This window comes from Onishia niordana, from assembly GCF_004798965.1.
GTDB classification, from domain to species: Bacteria; Pseudomonadota; Gammaproteobacteria; order Pseudomonadales; family Halomonadaceae; genus Onishia; species Onishia niordana.
Genome location: NZ_SDSD01000003.1, coordinates 1 through 15624 on the forward strand (window position 1 = coordinate 1; position 15624 = coordinate 15624).

Sequence of the window (15624 nt, forward strand, 5' to 3'; positions counted from 1 at the left end):
CTCCATGCGAGAGTAGGTCATCGTCAGGCACTTACACTGAAAGAACCCCGGCCCTCACAGGCCGGGGTTTTTTTATGTCGACAAATAAATCTCTAACTCGCGTATAATGCGACTAAAGTCTAAATCCTTGTGCATCGCCTGTGGCCAAGGAAAGAATTTGGTAAGAATCGCATTTGGAGAGTACCTTGACGTTGACCACTCCGGCCTTACTGTTCCCCGCTATATCCCTGTTGTTGCTCGCGTATACGAATCGTTTCCTGAGCCTGGCCCAGCTGATTCGCAAGCTGGCAGAACAGGAACGGAATTCGCATCATGAGGTGGCAGCGCGCCAAATTCTGTTGTTGCGCCAACGCATCACCCTGACCAAGCGCATGCAGATGGCAGGGGTGTTCAGCTTCTTGCTGTGTACGCTTTCGATGTTTGCGCTCTTCTTGTCTCTTGAGTTGTTCGGCATGGTGCTGTTTGGCATCAGTCTGATCAGTTTGTCGGTATCGTTAGTCTTCTCGCTCTGGGAAGTAATGATTTCAACCAACGCTCTCAACGTGCAGTTGCAGGACATTGAAGCCCTGGAGCGTCACAAATCGCCTCTGAGCGACAAGGTATCGAGCGCTGATGATCGTTGATGTGCGGGAGTTCATGTCGGGGGATCGGCTTGTGGCCTTGGCAGGCGACGGCTAGACTAGCGCCCCTTAATAGGAGGCTACATGATTTCCCAGCAGTTGCTGCTCTATTGCCGTCCGGGATTCGAGAATGACCTCAGCGCAGAGGTTGCCCACAAGACGGCTCACCTAGGCTGGTCAGGTTACCCTCAGGCAACGCCAAACGGCGGGTTCGTGCGCTTTATTCTTACTGGTGACGAACCCGCTAATGCGTTGCATCGCGAGATGCCTCTTGAGTCCCTGGTGTTTGCTCGACAGAGCTTGATAGCCCTTACACCCCTTGAGGACCTGTCCCGGGATGACCGTCTGACGCCCATCATCGAGCAGGTGGCAGCCAGTGGCTGGAGCTTCGAAAGCCTGTGGCAGGAAACCCCGGACACCAATGATGGCAAGGCTTTGAGCGGCCTGATCAAGGCGCTCACGCGTCCGCTCGAATCTACCTTGAAAAAGCGGGGTGCTCTCCGGCGAAAGGCCGGTGGACGGCGCCTGCATCTCTATTGGACAGCGGGCGATAGCGTGCAGATAGGTATGAGTTTTCCGGGCAATCGCAGCGAGCGGCTGGGGGGCATCTTGCGACTGCGCTCTCCCAAGGATGCGCCTAGCCGCTCGACCCTCAAGCTTGAAGAGGCTTGGCATGTCTTTGTGCCGCGTGAGGAGTGGCAAATCAGACTAGGGGAGGGCATGCAGGCCGCCGATCTCGGCGCAGCGCCGGGCGGCTGGACTTGGCAGCTGGTGCAGCAAGGCATGTATGTCTACGCGATTGATAACGGACCAATGGACAAGGGGCTAATGGCGACCGGTCAGGTCGATCATCTCCGAGAAGACGGCTTTACCTGGGCACCTCCCAATCGCCTCGACTGGCTGGTTTGCGATATCGTCGACAAGCCGATTCGTGTAGTACAGATGGTAGAGCGCTGGCTAATTAAACGTTGGTGTCGCGAGGCAGTGTTCAATCTCAAGCTCCCGATGAAACAACGCTGGGCTGAAGTTTCACGGTGTCTGTCACGACTGGATGAGCAGCTCAAGCAGGCCGGTGTAGCAGCCGATATCCGCTGTCGTCATTTATATCATGACCGGGAAGAGGTTACCGTCCATGTGCGCCTGAAGCACTAAGCGGGCGTACGATGATGGTAATGGGCTCCAAGGTGTACAGAGCCCATTCTTGGCATGGTGACCTAGAGTCGTAATACTCAGCAGTGCTCGTAGAGGCTGACCTCCTCGTCTTCGACGAGCAGGGGCAAGACGTATTGCATGACCTGTTCGCGTTCGGTGCTTCGGTACCAGGTTTTCCAGGCGGCGAGATCACGCCATTGGGTAATCAGAAGGCGTCGCTCGGGATAATGTCGTTCGCACAGGCTTTCGCCGGCAATGAATCCGTTGGCGTTGATCGAAGCTCGCATGGCACTGCGCGCCGCCAGGTCGTATTCTTCCTCGAGTCCAGGCATGATGCGGCGCCTGATGAGTACTTTTATCATGGTACTGATCCATCTCCTTCAACGTAATCTTTCACCTGGCCCCCAAGTGAGAAGCCAATGCCCGATTACCCTGACAACCTGCCTGATCACACCGTCGAAATGGACACCAGTGGTCTTTACTGCCCAGAGCCCATCATGATGATGCACAACAAGGTGCGTGACATGAGTCAGGGCGAGATTCTCAAGGTGGTCGCTACCGACCCGGCAACGACCCGGGACATCCCGAAGTTCTGCAGTTTTCTGGGCCACGAACTTATTTATCAGCACGAGAGCGAACAGACGTATCTTTATCTAATTCGCCTCGGCTAACCGCCAAGTGTAACTCGTCGCTATCTGCCTCATTGGCGATCAATGACTGACCATCAATGCCAGTGCCTCCAACGTCGCTGGATCTTCTTGCTTGATCCGGTTGGCGATAACCCGCTGGAAAAAGTACACCACTTGGTGGCGGCTATGGCCGGCATACAGGCAGGCGTCTCCTGCCACCACTGGGGTCGACTCTATGAGATGTTCGTCTACTAGTAATGCTTCGATTTCGCCACTGTTGTAGAGCCGCCAGCCGAATACCTGCTTGAGTTGCCAGGGTTCATTTTCGTCATCCATGCACAGGGCGTGAGTGCCCAAGGTGTCCGGAAGCTGCTGGATCAAGGTCGATTCAAATGTTTCTTCGTAGTCGAAATAGGCGGCGGCATGCTCTAGTTCGTAAACCTTGTGGTCAGGGGCGCTTTGGAAGACCTCGTCGGTTTCTGGGTCTCGGTACCCAACGAAATTACCGCATTGGGGATCATCCAACTGGTGGCAGGGCGTCAGGGCCTCCATCCATGGCACCAGGCCTACGACTTCCCCGTCTTCGCGCATGCCCCAAGCGAGAAGCGGCATGCTGTAAAACGTATCCGGGTCAGAAGCCAGTTGGTAGAGCATTTCCAGCCCATCCAGTTCCGGAGATAACCGGACTAGCCGTTTTTTGGCGCGTTGCCGCTTTCGCATGGTATCCAGGTCGATGACCTGAGCGGGGCGGGACATCGGAATTCCCATCACAACCCTCCTTAAGCGCGTCATCACGGCATTTAACTGGCCTAGCTTTACTATTAGCACAATCGGTGTATGAAAGTTAAGCCTTCCTTATGTCGCCTTGTCATTGCTGCAGAGGCGTAATAGGCGTAACCAGTGCCTGCGATGGGTATCCCGGGCGTTGAGATAGCGTTGCCAGGGAGCTGTGGGATTGTTCAATGACAGCCACCGATGGCGATATTCAGTGATCGCTTCGCGGTCCACCTGCTGTGCGTTGAGTAGGGCCTCGACGGCACCTAGCCAGGTGCCGGCCAGCCGGCTCAGCCCACCAAGGTAGGAGTGGAGTTCATTTTCGACATAGTCTTTGACGGTATCCAGGCGGCTGACATCTACTAGTGGGCAAGAGGTTGTTGTCTCAGCGGCAGCATACAGGCGATTCGCTTCTTCGAGTCGCAGGCTTGCCAGCTGCAGGCTGCGTAATACCTGAGCAGTCAGAGGAGCCTCGCGCAATGTCTTTAGGTGTTGCTCAAGCGTGGCGGAATCGGGTTGCCAGTCAGTATCAAGTTGCCGGGTGGTCATGGTGCGCAGGTAGTGCAGTGCCGCTAGTGCTTCAGTGGGGATGGCAAGTGCATCCGGAGGCAGTGGGCCACTCGCTCGGGAAAAGCTGCCGACCCACTCCTCAGACGAGAAGAGGGCATTCCAGCTTGCCATCGGCATACGCTCGGCCTTGGTGCGGGTCAGTCGTTCCAAGCGCTGGCGATCTTCGTCATCCAACTGCTGTGCCACGTCCGAATTAGTGCAGGCCTCGAGGCGACGCCATAGCTTGAGCTCATATAGCCAGCGCTGGCTGGGGGCGGCTACCTTGCCGAGCTGGTTGTTACGGTTGGCGACCAGCACGCCTATTCGGCACTCACGAAGGGCATACATATCGAGCATGCCCTCTCTGATGTCCGGAAGCTCGAACAGACGGTCATCAGCATCGGGAAAGGCTGGAATGTTGGTGGGCGAGGCCGGCGTCGGGGGGCTAGCGTCCAAAGCAGTCGCGAGGCGTTGCTGGTATGTTGTGAAGAGCGCATCAGCCTCCTTGCCACGCTCGCAGCCGGTGAGCGAAAGCCCCAAGGCAATCAATAGTCCGAGCCATATGAAAAGGCAGGTTATAGGCTTCTTGCTGAAGCGCCAGGGTTCACGTCTTTCTATGTGATCACTAGTTTGACTGAATCGTGCGCTCTCCATTGCTCACCGCCTTGCTGATTGTCTGGAGTCTCAAGCCCAGTAGCACGGCCGCCACCGTCAGGCCAGCCACCAGGCCGATCCAGTAGCCATGAACGCCGAGCGGGGCTTCAAGACCGGGCAGTGCGCCAATACCCAGCAAGTGTCCCCCACCAAGTCCGACCAGCCAATAGGCGATCAGCGTGATGATCATGATGATGCGCGTGTCCTTGTAGCCGCGCAGTGCGCCGGCCATGTTCACCTGCAAGGAGTCGGAAATCTGATAGATCATGGCCAGGCCGATAAGTGAGAGCGCGACCTCTTGTACCTCTGTGTTGTGGGTATAAAGCGCCAGCACGGGCTCTGCGGCGAGCCACAGAATCACGTTGTTGAGTAGCGCGATCAAGAGGCTGAGGGCAATGCCATGCCAGGCAACGAAGCGAGCCATGCTCAGATAGCCGGCCCCTAGTGTGTTGCCAACGCGAACTGTCAGTGCCATGCCAAGTGACAGCGGCAGCATGAACAGGAGCGAGGTGACGTTTAGGGCAACCTGGTGTGCCGAGACGACCACCTCACCGAGGCTGGCGATAAACAGCGCGATCAAGGTGAACAGGGTGACCTCGACAAAGATCGATACGCCAATCGGTACGCCGACAAAAAGCAGTTCACGGATATGGCCAACGTGTGGCCTTGTCAGCGACTGCCACAGCGCCACCGATCCATAGGCACGACTTTGGCGCGTATATAGCAGCATGGCCAATGCCATGGCCCACATCGAGATCGCCGTGGCGATGCCGCAACCAAGAGCGCCTAGGGCAGGCAGAGTCTTGATGGTGGCTGGTAACTGCTCGCCGAAAAGCTCGACCAGGCCGGGACCGCCGTGAATGAGCAAATAGTTGAAGGGAATGTTAACGGCGAGCCCCAGAAGGCTGATCCAAAGTGCCGGGCGGGTATGATTCATGCCATCGGAGAAGGCCCGCAGCGCCATGAAGAGTGCCGAGCCGGGCATGCCGAAGGCCACGGCAGCCAGGTAGGCCGAGGAGCGTTCGGCGACAGCCGGCGGCACACTCATCCAGGTGAAAATCGGCATCACCGCCTGATGCAGTAATACGGCAACGATCAGTCCCATCGCCAGTGCGATCCATAGCCCTTGGTGGACACGGGAACGGATGGTCTCGGTGCGTTCTGCACCAAGTAGCTGAGCAACGATGGGCGTCAGCCCCATCAGCGTACCGGCCATGAACAGCATCAGCGGTAGCCAGAGGCTAGAGCCCACCGAGACGGCGGCCAGGTCGGTCGCACTGAGCCGACCTGTCATGATGACATCGACGGTGCTCATGCCAGCCTGGGCGAGTTGCGCACCACAGATGGGCAAGGCCAGCCCCATCAGCAAGCGGGTCTGTGTATACCACCGGGACAGCGAGGTGGGAGAGGACAACGACAACTCCTTTTCAATCATGGCTGTTAGCCCCTTCCTGGGGCGGAACCGTAGTCTAGCAATCGGCAGTGGTTTTCGCTTGGCCACCAGGCCCTTATACTGCGCTTCGTCGTTTCGCCACCCGGAGTTGCTGTGCCCCATCGCCTAGAGGACGTCATCGCCCTGTTCGATGGCCTCTTTTACCCCAGCTACCAGACCCGCCTAGTGCGTGGCGGCGATGAGCCGCTTTACCTGCCTGCGGATGCCGACTGCGAGCATCATCGCGTGATATTCGCGCGAGGCTTCTTTGCAAGCGTGCTTCACGAGGTTAGCCACTGGTGCATTGCGGGTGCACAGCGCCGCAAGCTTGAGGACTATGGCTACTGGTACTTGCCGGACGGCCGCGATTCCATGCAACAGCAAGCCTTTGAGGCAGTGGAAGTGGCCCCTCAGGCATTGGAACTGTTGTTCTCACGGGCCTGTGGACTGCCTTTCAACGTGAGCGTCGACAATCTGGGGGACGTGACGGTTGACCGGGAGGGATTCCGAACTCGGGTGGAGGCGCGGGCGACCCGAGTCGATGCCCAAGGGCTGCCTGAGCGCGCTCGGGCGTTTCGTGACGCTCTGCAAGCCTTCTATCTGGAAGGCCAGTCACTGCCCGCGGCGATCACCCTTGGACGCCGCAGGCTCGCGAAGCTGTGTGAGCACGACACGGCCTGAATGCCCCCTCGGCCTATTGCTGTTTGGGGTTGTTGGCTATTCAGGCTCTTGTGCCTCCGGCTAATCTTCCAGGTCGATGTCGTGACTGCCGTCATGGCCGAATTCAGTGTCTTCACCCAGTACAAGCCGGCGATGCAGCATCAACATGACTTCGACTTCCTGCTCAGGCCTCATTGGCTCCAGGCCCAGTTGGGCGAATAGCTCTCCACGGGTACGTGACCATTCGCCGGGCGAAAGGTCTGGGTAGAGCGACTCGGCGGGTGCCATTTCGACGAAGGGATCTAGGCCGAAGGTCTCGAATAACCGCGACAGCGCCGCTTCGTCATCGCTGACACCTGCTGTATAGAGCGTGGCATTGAAATGATCGGTTTCAAGCTCGCGGATCACATCAAGTGCACTGACCCCCAGGCTCTCAAGCTCTTCCTGGCTATAGTCGCCAAGCGCGACCATGTCGTCATCAAGCCAGTCGCTATCGGGCTGGATCAGGGTGTGTTTGATACGTCCGTCGCTCAGTGACCACGCGATCGCCAGCGGCAGACCGCCTTCTTCGCCGGTCTCGACGGCAATAAAGCCCGGAACATCGGCCATGTCAGGAATCCTTGTCAGCAGGTAGTCGGAAGAAGGTGCGGGCCGTGGCGGTCGTTGCCTCGGCCAGTGTTTGTTCATCGATGCCGCGCCAGTGGGCAATCTCGCGCACAATCCACGGCAGCAGGGCCGGCTCGTGACGACGCCCCTTGAGCTTGGCCGGTAGATTGCGCGGCACGAGATAGGGGCAGTCGGTCTCGACCATCAGTCGATCGAGCGGAATCTCGCGTACCAAATCGCGCAGGTGATGGCCACGCCGCTCATCGCATAGCCAGCCCGTGAGGCCGATGTGAAGATCCAGGTCGCGATAGCCATAGAGTGTCTCGCGCTCGCCGGTGAAGCAGTGCACCACTATTTGGCTGAGATCATCGCGCCAGGCATGAAGTATCTCCTGCATGCGCCGGCCGGCATCGCGCTCGTGGACGAAAAGCGGCAAGCCGGATTGGGCAGCGAGCCCCAGTTGCGCCTCGAAGGCGCGCTCCTGATCAGCAGGAGTGGAGAAGTTGCGGTTGAAGTCGAGGCCGCATTCGCCGACCGCGACCACCTCTGGCTCTTGGTGCAGCGCTGCCATGGCGCGCGCAAGCTCGGGACTCCAGCTACTGGCATCGTGCGGATGGATGCCGGCGGTGGCATAGAGTCCCGGATACTGGCGGGCAAGTGCCACGGCTTGCTCGGCATGCTCGCGGTCAGTGCCGGTGAGAATCAGGGTGTCGACATGGGCGGCTCGCGCGCGATGAATCACCGCGTCGAGGTCGCGACCGAAGCTTTCATGAGTGAGGTTGGCGCCGATGTCCACTAGCGGGGCCGGGGAGCGAAAGCGCAGTGCCTCGGGCAATACGTCGTCGAAGGTGGCGGTGGAGTCGGCCAAGGGGTATTTCCTATCGAAAAATGGGCAAGCATTGTACCCGCCCGGTGCCAACATGGTCACGTATGACACGCGATGCCGGTGAGTCTCATGGCAGGGGCGATGCAAGGGGCGATGCAAGGGCCGACGAATGGGTACCGTCCGCGGTACACTAGGGATACTAGTGCGTGCTTACGCGGCATGCCGAATGACGAACACCAAGAGGTAAGTGCGTGACCCTGCTACGTCTAGAACAGCTGCAACTGGCCTACGGGCCTCAGGTCCTTCTCAATGGCGCCGATCTGGTGCTGGAGCGCGGTGAGCGTCTGGCGTTGGTGGGCCGTAACGGCACCGGCAAGTCGACGCTGCTCAAGCTGATCTCGGGCGAGGTATTGGCCGACGGCGGCAGCCTTTGGCGAGCGCCGGGACTGAAGATCGGCGTGCTTGAGCAGGACCTGCCGAATGCGTCGGGCGAGACCATCTTCGATGTCGTCGCCCAGGGCCTGCCAGAAGCCGGCTCGCTGCTCGCCGAGTATCATCACCTGATCATGGATGCGGACCCCGATATGACGCGCATGGAGCGTCTGCAGACCCAGATTGAGTCGATCGACGGCTGGTCCTTCCATCAGCGGATCGATACCGTGCTGACTCGCTTGGGTCTGCCGGCCGACGACGCCATGGAGGCACTCTCCGGCGGCTGGCGGCGGCGTGTCGCCCTGGCCCGGGCACTGGTTGCCGAGCCAGATCTCTTGCTGCTCGACGAGCCCACCAACCACCTGGACCTGGACACCATCGCCTGGCTTGAGGAGCAGCTCGCTTCCTTCAACGGCGCCGTGCTGTTCATTACCCATGACCGCGCCTTCCTGTCGCGCCTGGCCACCAATATTCTCGAGCTGGATCGTGGGCGCCTGGGGCGTTACCCGGGAGACTACGCCAAGTATCAGGAACAGAAGACGCATGAGCTGGAAGTCGAAGCTCGCGAAAACGCCGAATTCGACAAGAAGCTTGCCCAGGAAGAGTCCTGGATCCGCCAGGGCATCAAGGCACGTCGTACGCGCAACGAGGGGCGTGTCAGAGCGCTTGAACAGATGCGTCGCGAACGCGGCCAGCGCCGCGAGCGTCAGGGCAAGGCGAATCTCTCGGTCGACACCGGCGAGCGCAGTGGTAAGCAGGTGGTGGAGCTCAAGGGCGTTAGTCAGGCCTTCGGCAGTGACTACGTGGTTCGCGACCTGAGCCTCGAGATCCAGCGCGGCGACCGGATTGGCTTGATTGGTCGTAACGGTGCAGGCAAGACCACGCTGCTCAAGATTTTGCTGGGTGAGCTTGAGCCCCAGGAAGGCAAGGTCAAGTTGGGCACCAAGATGCAGGTGGCCTACTTTGACCAGTTGCGTGCCGGTCTCGAGCTGGAAAAGACCGTCTACGACAACGTGGCTCAGGGCAGCGATAGGGTCTCTGTAGGTGGCAAGGATCGTCACGTGATCAGCTATCTCCAGGACTTCCTATTTACCCCGGAGCGTGCCCGCCAGCCGGTCAAGGCCCTATCGGGCGGCGAATCGAACCGCCTGTTGCTTGCCAAGCTGTTCACTCAGCCTGCTAACGTACTGGTACTCGATGAGCCGACCAACGACCTGGATGTCGAGACCCTGGAGCTGCTCGAAGAATTATTGCTCGACTTCGATGGCACCCTGTTGCTCGTGTCTCACGACAGGGCCTTCATGGATAACGTCGTCACCGGCGTGTTGGCGTTCGAAGGTGACGGCATCGTGCGCGAGTACGTTGGCGGCTACAGCGACTGGGTACGCCAGGGCGGTAAACTTCCCCCCGCGCCATGGGACTTTGATGCGGCCAATGCAGCAGGCCGGGCGAAGGTCGAATCGCCCAGCGAGGCCAAGGCAGCGCGTGGCGAGCCGGCACCTTCTGCCAATGAGGCGAACACTAAACCCGCCGATACCAAGCGGGTCAAGCTCTCCTATAAGTTGCAGCGAGAGCTGGATCAACTGCCGGCATTGATCGAACGCCTGGAGAGTGAGGTCGCGGAATTCGAAGCCAGAACCGGCGATCCGAGCTTCTATCAGCAGGACGCGGCGCAGGTCACCACGACACTGGACGCGCTTTCCACCAAGCAGCGTGAGCTTGATGAGGCCATGGAGCGCTGGATGGAACTCGAGGCGATGGCGGCTGGCGAGGCCTGAGCATAGGCCGACGCAATAGCGGCGCCTAATTAGGCGCCGCTATTGCGTTTGGATCTAAGGAATGTGAGCTGTCAGTCACGCGGCACTGAAGCGTTATTCCTTGCTGTCATCTTCGCCAACGCGCACTGCCAGCACATCACATTTTGCACCGTGCAGAACGCCAGTGGACGTTGAGCCCAGCAGAAGCGCGAAGCCATGTCGACCGTGTGAGCCTACAACGATCAGGTCGACATCATGCTCCTCGGCAAAGCGATGAATTTCAGTGTCGGGCATGCCGACCACCACGTGCTGGTCCTCCTTGGCGACCTCTTTCGGATCGGCAATTTCGGCCAGGCGCTGTTTGGCGTGTTCGTCTAGCTGGTCCTGAATACTGGTCAGGTCCATCGGAATATCACCGCCGTAAGCGAAGCCCAGCGGCTCTAGGGTATGCATGATAGACAGCTTGGCCTTGTTGCGATCAGCAATTGGCAGCGCTCGTTCCAGTACCTTGTGAGAATCTTTGGTCAGATCAACGGCGACCAGGATATGACGATACTCGTTGCTCATGTGAGCCTCCCGGTGGAAAGTAGATGGGCCTACCCCAACTCTAGGCGTGGCTCTGGCTCGATACAACGATTTATATCAATCTTTTAGCACATTTAAGTGAATCAATTTGGGTCGATCGAGATGCTCCTTTGGTGGTTATTTCATCTCATCGCTCGGCGTTTCGTCGTTCGGGCTTGGTCGCTTCCTGCATAGATAGAGGTAGACATGGTGTGGTTGATTATTGCCCTGGTGATAGGGCTGATGCTGTCACCAATGATGTGGTTGCGACCTAGTTCCCAGCAGAAACGCATGGGCCGCTTGCGGCAGGCGGTGACCAACGCCGGGGTCAAGGTGAAGCTGGGCGATTCGCCGCTGCACGAGGGTGGGCGGATGGCGAGCTATCGCTGGATGTATCCCGGCGAGTACCCTGGGCCACGCTTCGTGCTGGTGCGTGAAGCGGTGGCAAGCGATGCCCTCAAGCCTTTCATGCATGGCTGGCGCTGGCGCATCGAGCCGCTTCGGCCTCTGCCTGGTGAAGCCTTGGCAATGCTTGAGCTAGCCCTTGGCGAATTGCCGGTGGATGCTCAAGTCGTGGAGTCGAGCCGCGATGCGCTGACCTTGTGGTGGGGGGAGTCGCTCGGTGCAGATGCCTTCGAGCACCACCGCGAAAATCTGTCGAGCCTTCAACAGCACCTTGCCGGGCGACCGGATGAACCGGCGCCCCGCAAGCTTGGCGTTCGTGAAATGCGAGATCAGGCGCGTCGATGACGCTATCATTCAGAGGGCAGATCTGGCTTAGGCCGTGACTTCATCCCGAGACTGAATCCTCAGCCCGTTATCTTCGATGCGCGACAGTAGGGCATCGAATTGTTCGATGTCCTCATGACTCAACCCGTCAAGCATCTCGACCCGTGCCTTTTCCACGACGCTGTCGATCTCCTCGAGGAGAGGGGCGGCATCTTTCGTCAGGAAAATACGTTTGGCGCGGCGATCATGATCACAGGGGCAGCGCTCAATCAGGCCTTGTTGGGCAAGCTGATCCAGGGTGCGCACCAACGAGGGGGCTTCTACGCCAATTGCCCGTGCGAGGTCGCATTGCGGCTGTCCATCGCCCAGCCGCCAAAGGTGATAAAGAGTGACCCAGCGGGTCTGTGTTAGCCCAAGTGGCGCCAGTCGCTGGTCGAGTATGGCTCGCCAGAGTCTTGGTAGGCGTGCCAGCTTGAATCCAATATTTTTTTCCATTGTAGCCCTATGTTCGCCAGCTAATAGTTTCATTGTCCGAGCTTGTTCTGGGCAATGCAACCCCTTGGCTGGTGAAAAATTGATCACTTGTCTTCGAGCAGGGAGCCATCAGTCTCGCTTTTCTGGTCGGGGATCAGTTGGCGCCAGTCGAGGCCGGGCAACCCTCGCGGTATGTGAATAGTACCATCGACTACCTGCACATCATCAGGTGCTTCGCCCACAGTGAAACGCACGATACCAATCCGTTGACCGGATGGCGTCATGACATCTACCCGCCAGTGGCCTGCGGGATTTTCTGGAAAATTCTGTTTATGTGTCCAGGCTCGATACCCCTGGGCACGTCCGCCTCGTATCTCCAGCGGAATTCGGTCGATCAGCTCGCCGTCATGTCGCCATTCGTGATAGACCGTCTCACTCAGGCCGCGTGGCGCGCGAATGGCGGTATAGGCGTAGAGCCCGCGTGATGTCACTGCCTCGTTGGTCAAGGCCATCTCGCCGCTGGGGCTCCGGCTTGATACCACGAACCCGGGTGAAAGGGCGTAGCCGCTCAACCAGAGGTTGGCCGGGGGAATCCAGCCCCGCACGGCCCAGCCGGCACCCGCCAGCAGCATCGCTAGGCCGATCATCGCCATCCAGCTGCTGACTCGCTTCGGGCGTAATAGATTCACCAGGCTCGGCACAGCGAATATCACCATCACGGCCAGTGCGATAGCCAGGCTCTCGCCGGTCGTCAGGTGCAGCATTATCGGCAAGGTGACCAACATCACCACGAACACACACAGTGCGTGGAAGGCGAAATATAACCAGCGGTGCCGTTCCGCGAGACGGAAGTAAAGTGGGTCAAGCACCGATAGCAGGGCAAGCGCCATGAAGAGCACCGTGAATACGGCCTGTCCGCTGGACCAGACGGTTGTCGCCAACAGGAATGGCAGGCTAAAGAACAGCGTCTCCTGGTGAATCATCTGAGCGATGAAGGTAGTCACGCCCCGCGGAAGATGAGGATAACCGTGGTTGGCCAATCGTCTCTGTATCAGGCTTTCCGAAAGCAGCAGTAGCCAGGCCATCAGCATCGCCAGCGCCAATGCAGCGCCTAGCCATTGCTGGCGGTCCACCAGGAAGAAACTGGCGACACCGGCACTGAACGCAATGGGCGGCCAGAGCCAGACATAGGGCCTCAGGCGTTGGCTGAGGGCCGTGATACGCGCTTGACCGTCAACCAGCCGTGAGCTTGCCGTGTGCTGTTGGGCTGGCGCGTGGGCCTCGGCATGCGGTATTTGCGCTGATGGTTCTGCTGTATTCGGCTCGGAAGAAGCCTCAGTAGCAGGCTTCTCCATTGAGGGCCGTTCGGAGCTCATAAAGGGACCGGTTCAGTTGGAGCAAGGCTCAATCCTACCAGCCACAACCGTGTGCCGGGAGTCGCAATCAAGCGACAGGCCGGAGCGGAGGATCTGATGGCTCCCGTTTCCCGTCAGGGCATGGCCCCTATCAGGTTGCGCGCCAGGGTGACGCTCAACATGCCTAGCCAGGCGAAAATCAGCGAGCCACCGAGATGAAGGGCGATGCCAGCCAGTGCCAGGCCCTGACGACCCGCCTGAAGGTTGGCCAGTATTTCTGCGGTAAAGGAAGAAAAGGTGGTCAGGGCTCCGAACAGGCCGGTGACGAGAAAGAGTCGCCACTCCGGTGAAAGCTGGGGATGTTCGCTGAATAACGCCACGAAGAGGCCAATCAGGTAGCCGCCGAGCGTGTTGGCCGCCAGGGTGCCCAGCGGAAGGGCCGGGTAATAATGATTAAGCCATAATCCCAGCAGCCAGCGGGCGTTGGCGCCCAGTACCGCTCCGCCGCTAACGGCGAGAATCGAGAGCCACATGGTAATCCTTGTGCACTGTTTTAAGAGGCTCGGTTGAGTTGCATCGCTGTGACGCCAGGCCTGCGTTATTCGTGCGTGTGTGGGTCCGCATGGCAACGGGCTGGCTGTTGATGCGCCGATGTTTCCGCTTCCCCGCAGCCGTCATTACCCTGCGCGTCCAGGCAGTGGTCTGGTGCCTCAAGTTGTATGGTGGCATGGCTGATACCGAAGTGCTCATGCAGCCGCGCCTTGATGGCAATCAGGGCCGTTTGTCTATCCATGCCGTCAACCAGGGTGGCGTGCAGCGAGACCATCGGTCTGGCCGGGGTGAGCGACCAGGCATGTACATGGTGTACCTCGGAGATCGCCATGACCTGATGCGGGATATCCTGCTCGAGCTGATCCACGTCTAGGCCTTCCGGCGTGCCTTCGAGCAGTATATGAGCGGATTCTCGCGTTAGTGTCCAGGCGCTGCGAAGTATCAGTGCCGCAATCAACACAGACAGCAGGGGATCTATCGGCATCCATCCGGTGGCCATGATCACGGCGCCGGCGATGATGGCGGCCACGGAGCCGAGCAGATCCCCTAGCACATGTAGGGCCGCCCCACGGACATTGAGATTGTCGCGATCACCAAGATGGAGGATGGCGAATACCACCAAATTGACCGCCAAGCCGAGGGCTGCGACCACCATCATGGTATTGGCCTGAATATCCATCGGGTTGACTAGTCGGCCGACAGCCTCAACCCCGATCCAGATCACTAGACCAATCAGCGCCAGGCCGTTGACGAAGGCAGCAAGCACCTGCACGCGATGGTAGCCAAAGGTGCGGCGTCTGTCAGAGGGACGTTTGCTCAATCGGGAGGCAAACCATGCCAGCCCCAAAGCGGCACTGTCGGTCAGCATATGGGCAGCATCCGCCAACAGTGCCAGCGAACCCGAGAGTACTCCGCCGATCACTTCGGCGATCATGAAAGTGCCGGTCAACACTAGCGCCCATAGGAGCCTGGATTCGCTATCGCTATCGCTGTGATGATGACCATGGTGATGGCCATGAGCATGATCGTGTGCCATGAAGCGCCTTGTGTGGTGTGGCCTTTCCGGCTCGGGGCCGGAATGTGTCAATGTCCATTAGGCTATCACGGTCTATCAGGCTATGAACCCCTTCAGTGTTGGCGCTTTACAGCTCATGACCGAGCATGACGCGACAGATATCGGCGAAACTATGCGGTTCTCTGAGCAGTTGTCCCAGTTCGATGCCTAAGGCACGTCCAGCGTCTGAGGCCGAGATCAGGCCGCGCAGGCGGGGTTGCTGCTGTTCGTCATGGTCGACGATCAGCAAGTGCTGGTCGCCATGAGCCTGCAATGCCTGGACTAGCTTGCCGATAGTCAAATGTGACAGGCGTGACAGCGGCAGCGCATGAAGCGTCGAGCAGGAAGACTGCACCATGCCCACGGTTACGTCGGCGCGGGCAATCTGGTGAGTCTGCATGGCCTGGGTCGTCCGGCGTCCGCCGAGCAGTTCCTTGGCAGTGACGATCCCTTGGCAGCGTCCATCGGCATCGGCCACTAGCAGTAGGCGCACGCCGCTAGCCTGCATGATCAGGCGGGCCTCTTCGGCGGGTGTCTCCGTGCCGATCGTGCGTGCCCGAACTTGGGTGAAGTCGGTGAGCAGTGAGCTGGCTGGACTATCTATTGTCAGGTGCGACAGTGGCACCGCGGGATCGGCAATCGGTAGGTCACCGGCGAGAGACTCAAGCGACAGTGTTGGGTGCGACATATCCGGCATGAGGGCGCTCCTTTCTTTGAAATCGGTGCTCAAGGCAATGAGCAACGGGGCTATTAAGTTAGCTAGCTTACAATAACTATCTTAAGGCTTTCTTAAGCCCCGCTGTCA

At 59.0% G+C, this 15624-nt stretch carries 18 protein-coding genes; 6 read left to right on the top strand and 12 right to left on the bottom strand.

Annotation, left to right across the window (positions count from 1 at the left end):
* Window positions 1-185: 185 nt before the first annotated feature.
* Window positions 186-623, top strand: a complete 438-nt coding sequence (locus ETC27_RS06650) for a DUF2721 domain-containing protein (RefSeq protein ID WP_136254235.1) — start codon at window positions 186-188, stop codon at window positions 621-623.
* Window positions 624-704: 81 nt separating this feature from the next.
* The gene (rlmM, locus tag ETC27_RS06655; protein WP_136254236.1) at window positions 705-1772 is read left to right on the top strand and encodes a 23S rRNA (cytidine(2498)-2'-O)-methyltransferase RlmM; all 1068 of its coding nucleotides are present in this window, start codon (window positions 705-707) and stop codon (window positions 1770-1772) included.
* 77 nt (window positions 1773-1849) lie between these two features.
* On the opposite strand, the gene ETC27_RS06660 is transcribed toward rlmM, so the two are convergent.
* Window positions 1850-2134: an antibiotic biosynthesis monooxygenase family protein gene (locus tag ETC27_RS06660; RefSeq protein WP_136254237.1), complete on the bottom strand. Its 285-nt coding sequence runs from the start codon at window positions 2132-2134 to the stop codon at window positions 1850-1852.
* Between the two features lie 57 nt (window positions 2135-2191).
* Between ETC27_RS06660 and tusA the strand changes: the two genes are divergently transcribed.
* On the top strand, window positions 2192-2443 hold the full coding sequence (gene tusA / locus ETC27_RS06665) for a sulfurtransferase TusA (protein WP_136254238.1): 252 nt from the start codon (window positions 2192-2194) through the stop codon (window positions 2441-2443).
* A 39-nt stretch (window positions 2444-2482) separates the two neighbouring features.
* Here the strand turns inward: tusA and ETC27_RS06670 are convergent, their stop codons facing one another.
* The 3 genes from ETC27_RS06670 to ETC27_RS06680 form a co-directional block, all read right to left on the bottom strand.
* On the bottom strand, window positions 2483-3169 hold the full coding sequence (locus ETC27_RS06670) for a hypothetical protein (protein WP_136254239.1): 687 nt from the start codon (window positions 3167-3169) through the stop codon (window positions 2483-2485).
* A gap of 87 nt (window positions 3170-3256) precedes the next feature.
* A complete protein-coding gene (locus ETC27_RS06675) occupies window positions 3257-4264 on the bottom strand; it encodes a DUF3080 family protein (RefSeq protein WP_240724833.1) in 1008 nt (335 codons plus the stop codon).
* Window positions 4265-4349: 85 nt separating this feature from the next.
* Complete coding sequence (locus tag ETC27_RS06680; RefSeq protein WP_136254241.1) at window positions 4350-5813, bottom strand: MATE family efflux transporter; 1464 nt, start codon at window positions 5811-5813, stop codon at window positions 4350-4352.
* A gap of 111 nt (window positions 5814-5924) precedes the next feature.
* Between ETC27_RS06680 and ETC27_RS06685 the strand changes: the two genes are divergently transcribed.
* Window positions 5925-6491, top strand: coding sequence for an elongation factor P hydroxylase (locus ETC27_RS06685; protein WP_136254242.1), 567 nt, complete (start codon window positions 5925-5927; stop codon window positions 6489-6491).
* Window positions 6492-6551: 60 nt separating this feature from the next.
* On the opposite strand, the gene ETC27_RS06690 is transcribed toward ETC27_RS06685, so the two are convergent.
* Together ETC27_RS06690 and ETC27_RS06695 are read right to left on the bottom strand one after the other, a co-directional pair.
* Complete coding sequence (locus tag ETC27_RS06690) at window positions 6552-7079, bottom strand: hypothetical protein (protein ID WP_136254243.1); 528 nt, start codon at window positions 7077-7079, stop codon at window positions 6552-6554.
* Window position 7080: 1 nt separating this feature from the next.
* Window positions 7081-7944, bottom strand: a complete 864-nt coding sequence (locus tag ETC27_RS06695) for a TatD family hydrolase (RefSeq protein WP_240724834.1) — start codon at window positions 7942-7944, stop codon at window positions 7081-7083.
* 209 nt (window positions 7945-8153) lie between these two features.
* Between ETC27_RS06695 and ETC27_RS06700 the strand changes: the two genes are divergently transcribed.
* Window positions 8154-10112 carry an ATP-binding cassette domain-containing protein gene (locus tag ETC27_RS06700; protein ID WP_136254244.1) on the top strand — a complete coding sequence of 653 codons (1959 nt, stop codon included), beginning with the start codon at window positions 8154-8156 and terminating at the stop codon, window positions 10110-10112.
* A gap of 93 nt (window positions 10113-10205) precedes the next feature.
* On the opposite strand, the gene ETC27_RS06705 is transcribed toward ETC27_RS06700, so the two are convergent.
* Window positions 10206-10658: a universal stress protein gene (locus ETC27_RS06705; RefSeq protein WP_136254245.1), complete on the bottom strand. Its 453-nt coding sequence runs from the start codon at window positions 10656-10658 to the stop codon at window positions 10206-10208.
* 204 nt (window positions 10659-10862) lie between these two features.
* On the opposite strand from ETC27_RS06705, the gene ETC27_RS06710 reads away from it, so the two are divergent.
* Entirely contained in the window at window positions 10863-11405 is a 543-nt protein-coding gene (locus tag ETC27_RS06710; protein WP_136254246.1) for a preprotein translocase subunit YajC, read from the top strand.
* Window positions 11406-11432: 27 nt separating this feature from the next.
* Here ETC27_RS06710 and slyA read toward each other — a convergent pair whose 3' ends face one another.
* The 5 genes from slyA to ETC27_RS06735 all read right to left on the bottom strand — a co-directional run bounded on the left by slyA (window position 11433) and on the right by ETC27_RS06735 (window position 15516).
* Window positions 11433-11879 carry a transcriptional regulator SlyA gene (slyA, locus tag ETC27_RS06715; RefSeq protein ID WP_136254247.1) on the bottom strand — a complete coding sequence of 149 codons (447 nt, stop codon included), beginning with the start codon at window positions 11877-11879 and terminating at the stop codon, window positions 11433-11435.
* Between the two features lie 83 nt (window positions 11880-11962).
* Window positions 11963-13213: a DUF5924 family protein gene (locus ETC27_RS06720; protein WP_136254248.1), complete on the bottom strand. Its 1251-nt coding sequence runs from the start codon at window positions 13211-13213 to the stop codon at window positions 11963-11965.
* A gap of 134 nt (window positions 13214-13347) precedes the next feature.
* Window positions 13348-13746, bottom strand: a complete 399-nt coding sequence (gene crcB / locus ETC27_RS06725) for a fluoride efflux transporter CrcB (protein WP_136254249.1) — start codon at window positions 13744-13746, stop codon at window positions 13348-13350.
* A 65-nt stretch (window positions 13747-13811) separates the two neighbouring features.
* Complete coding sequence (locus ETC27_RS06730) at window positions 13812-14801, bottom strand: cation diffusion facilitator family transporter (protein ID WP_136254250.1); 990 nt, start codon at window positions 14799-14801, stop codon at window positions 13812-13814.
* 106 nt (window positions 14802-14907) lie between these two features.
* Window positions 14908-15516 carry a CBS domain-containing protein gene (locus ETC27_RS06735; protein ID WP_136254251.1) on the bottom strand — a complete coding sequence of 203 codons (609 nt, stop codon included), beginning with the start codon at window positions 15514-15516 and terminating at the stop codon, window positions 14908-14910.
* Window positions 15517-15624 lie beyond the last annotated feature (108 nt).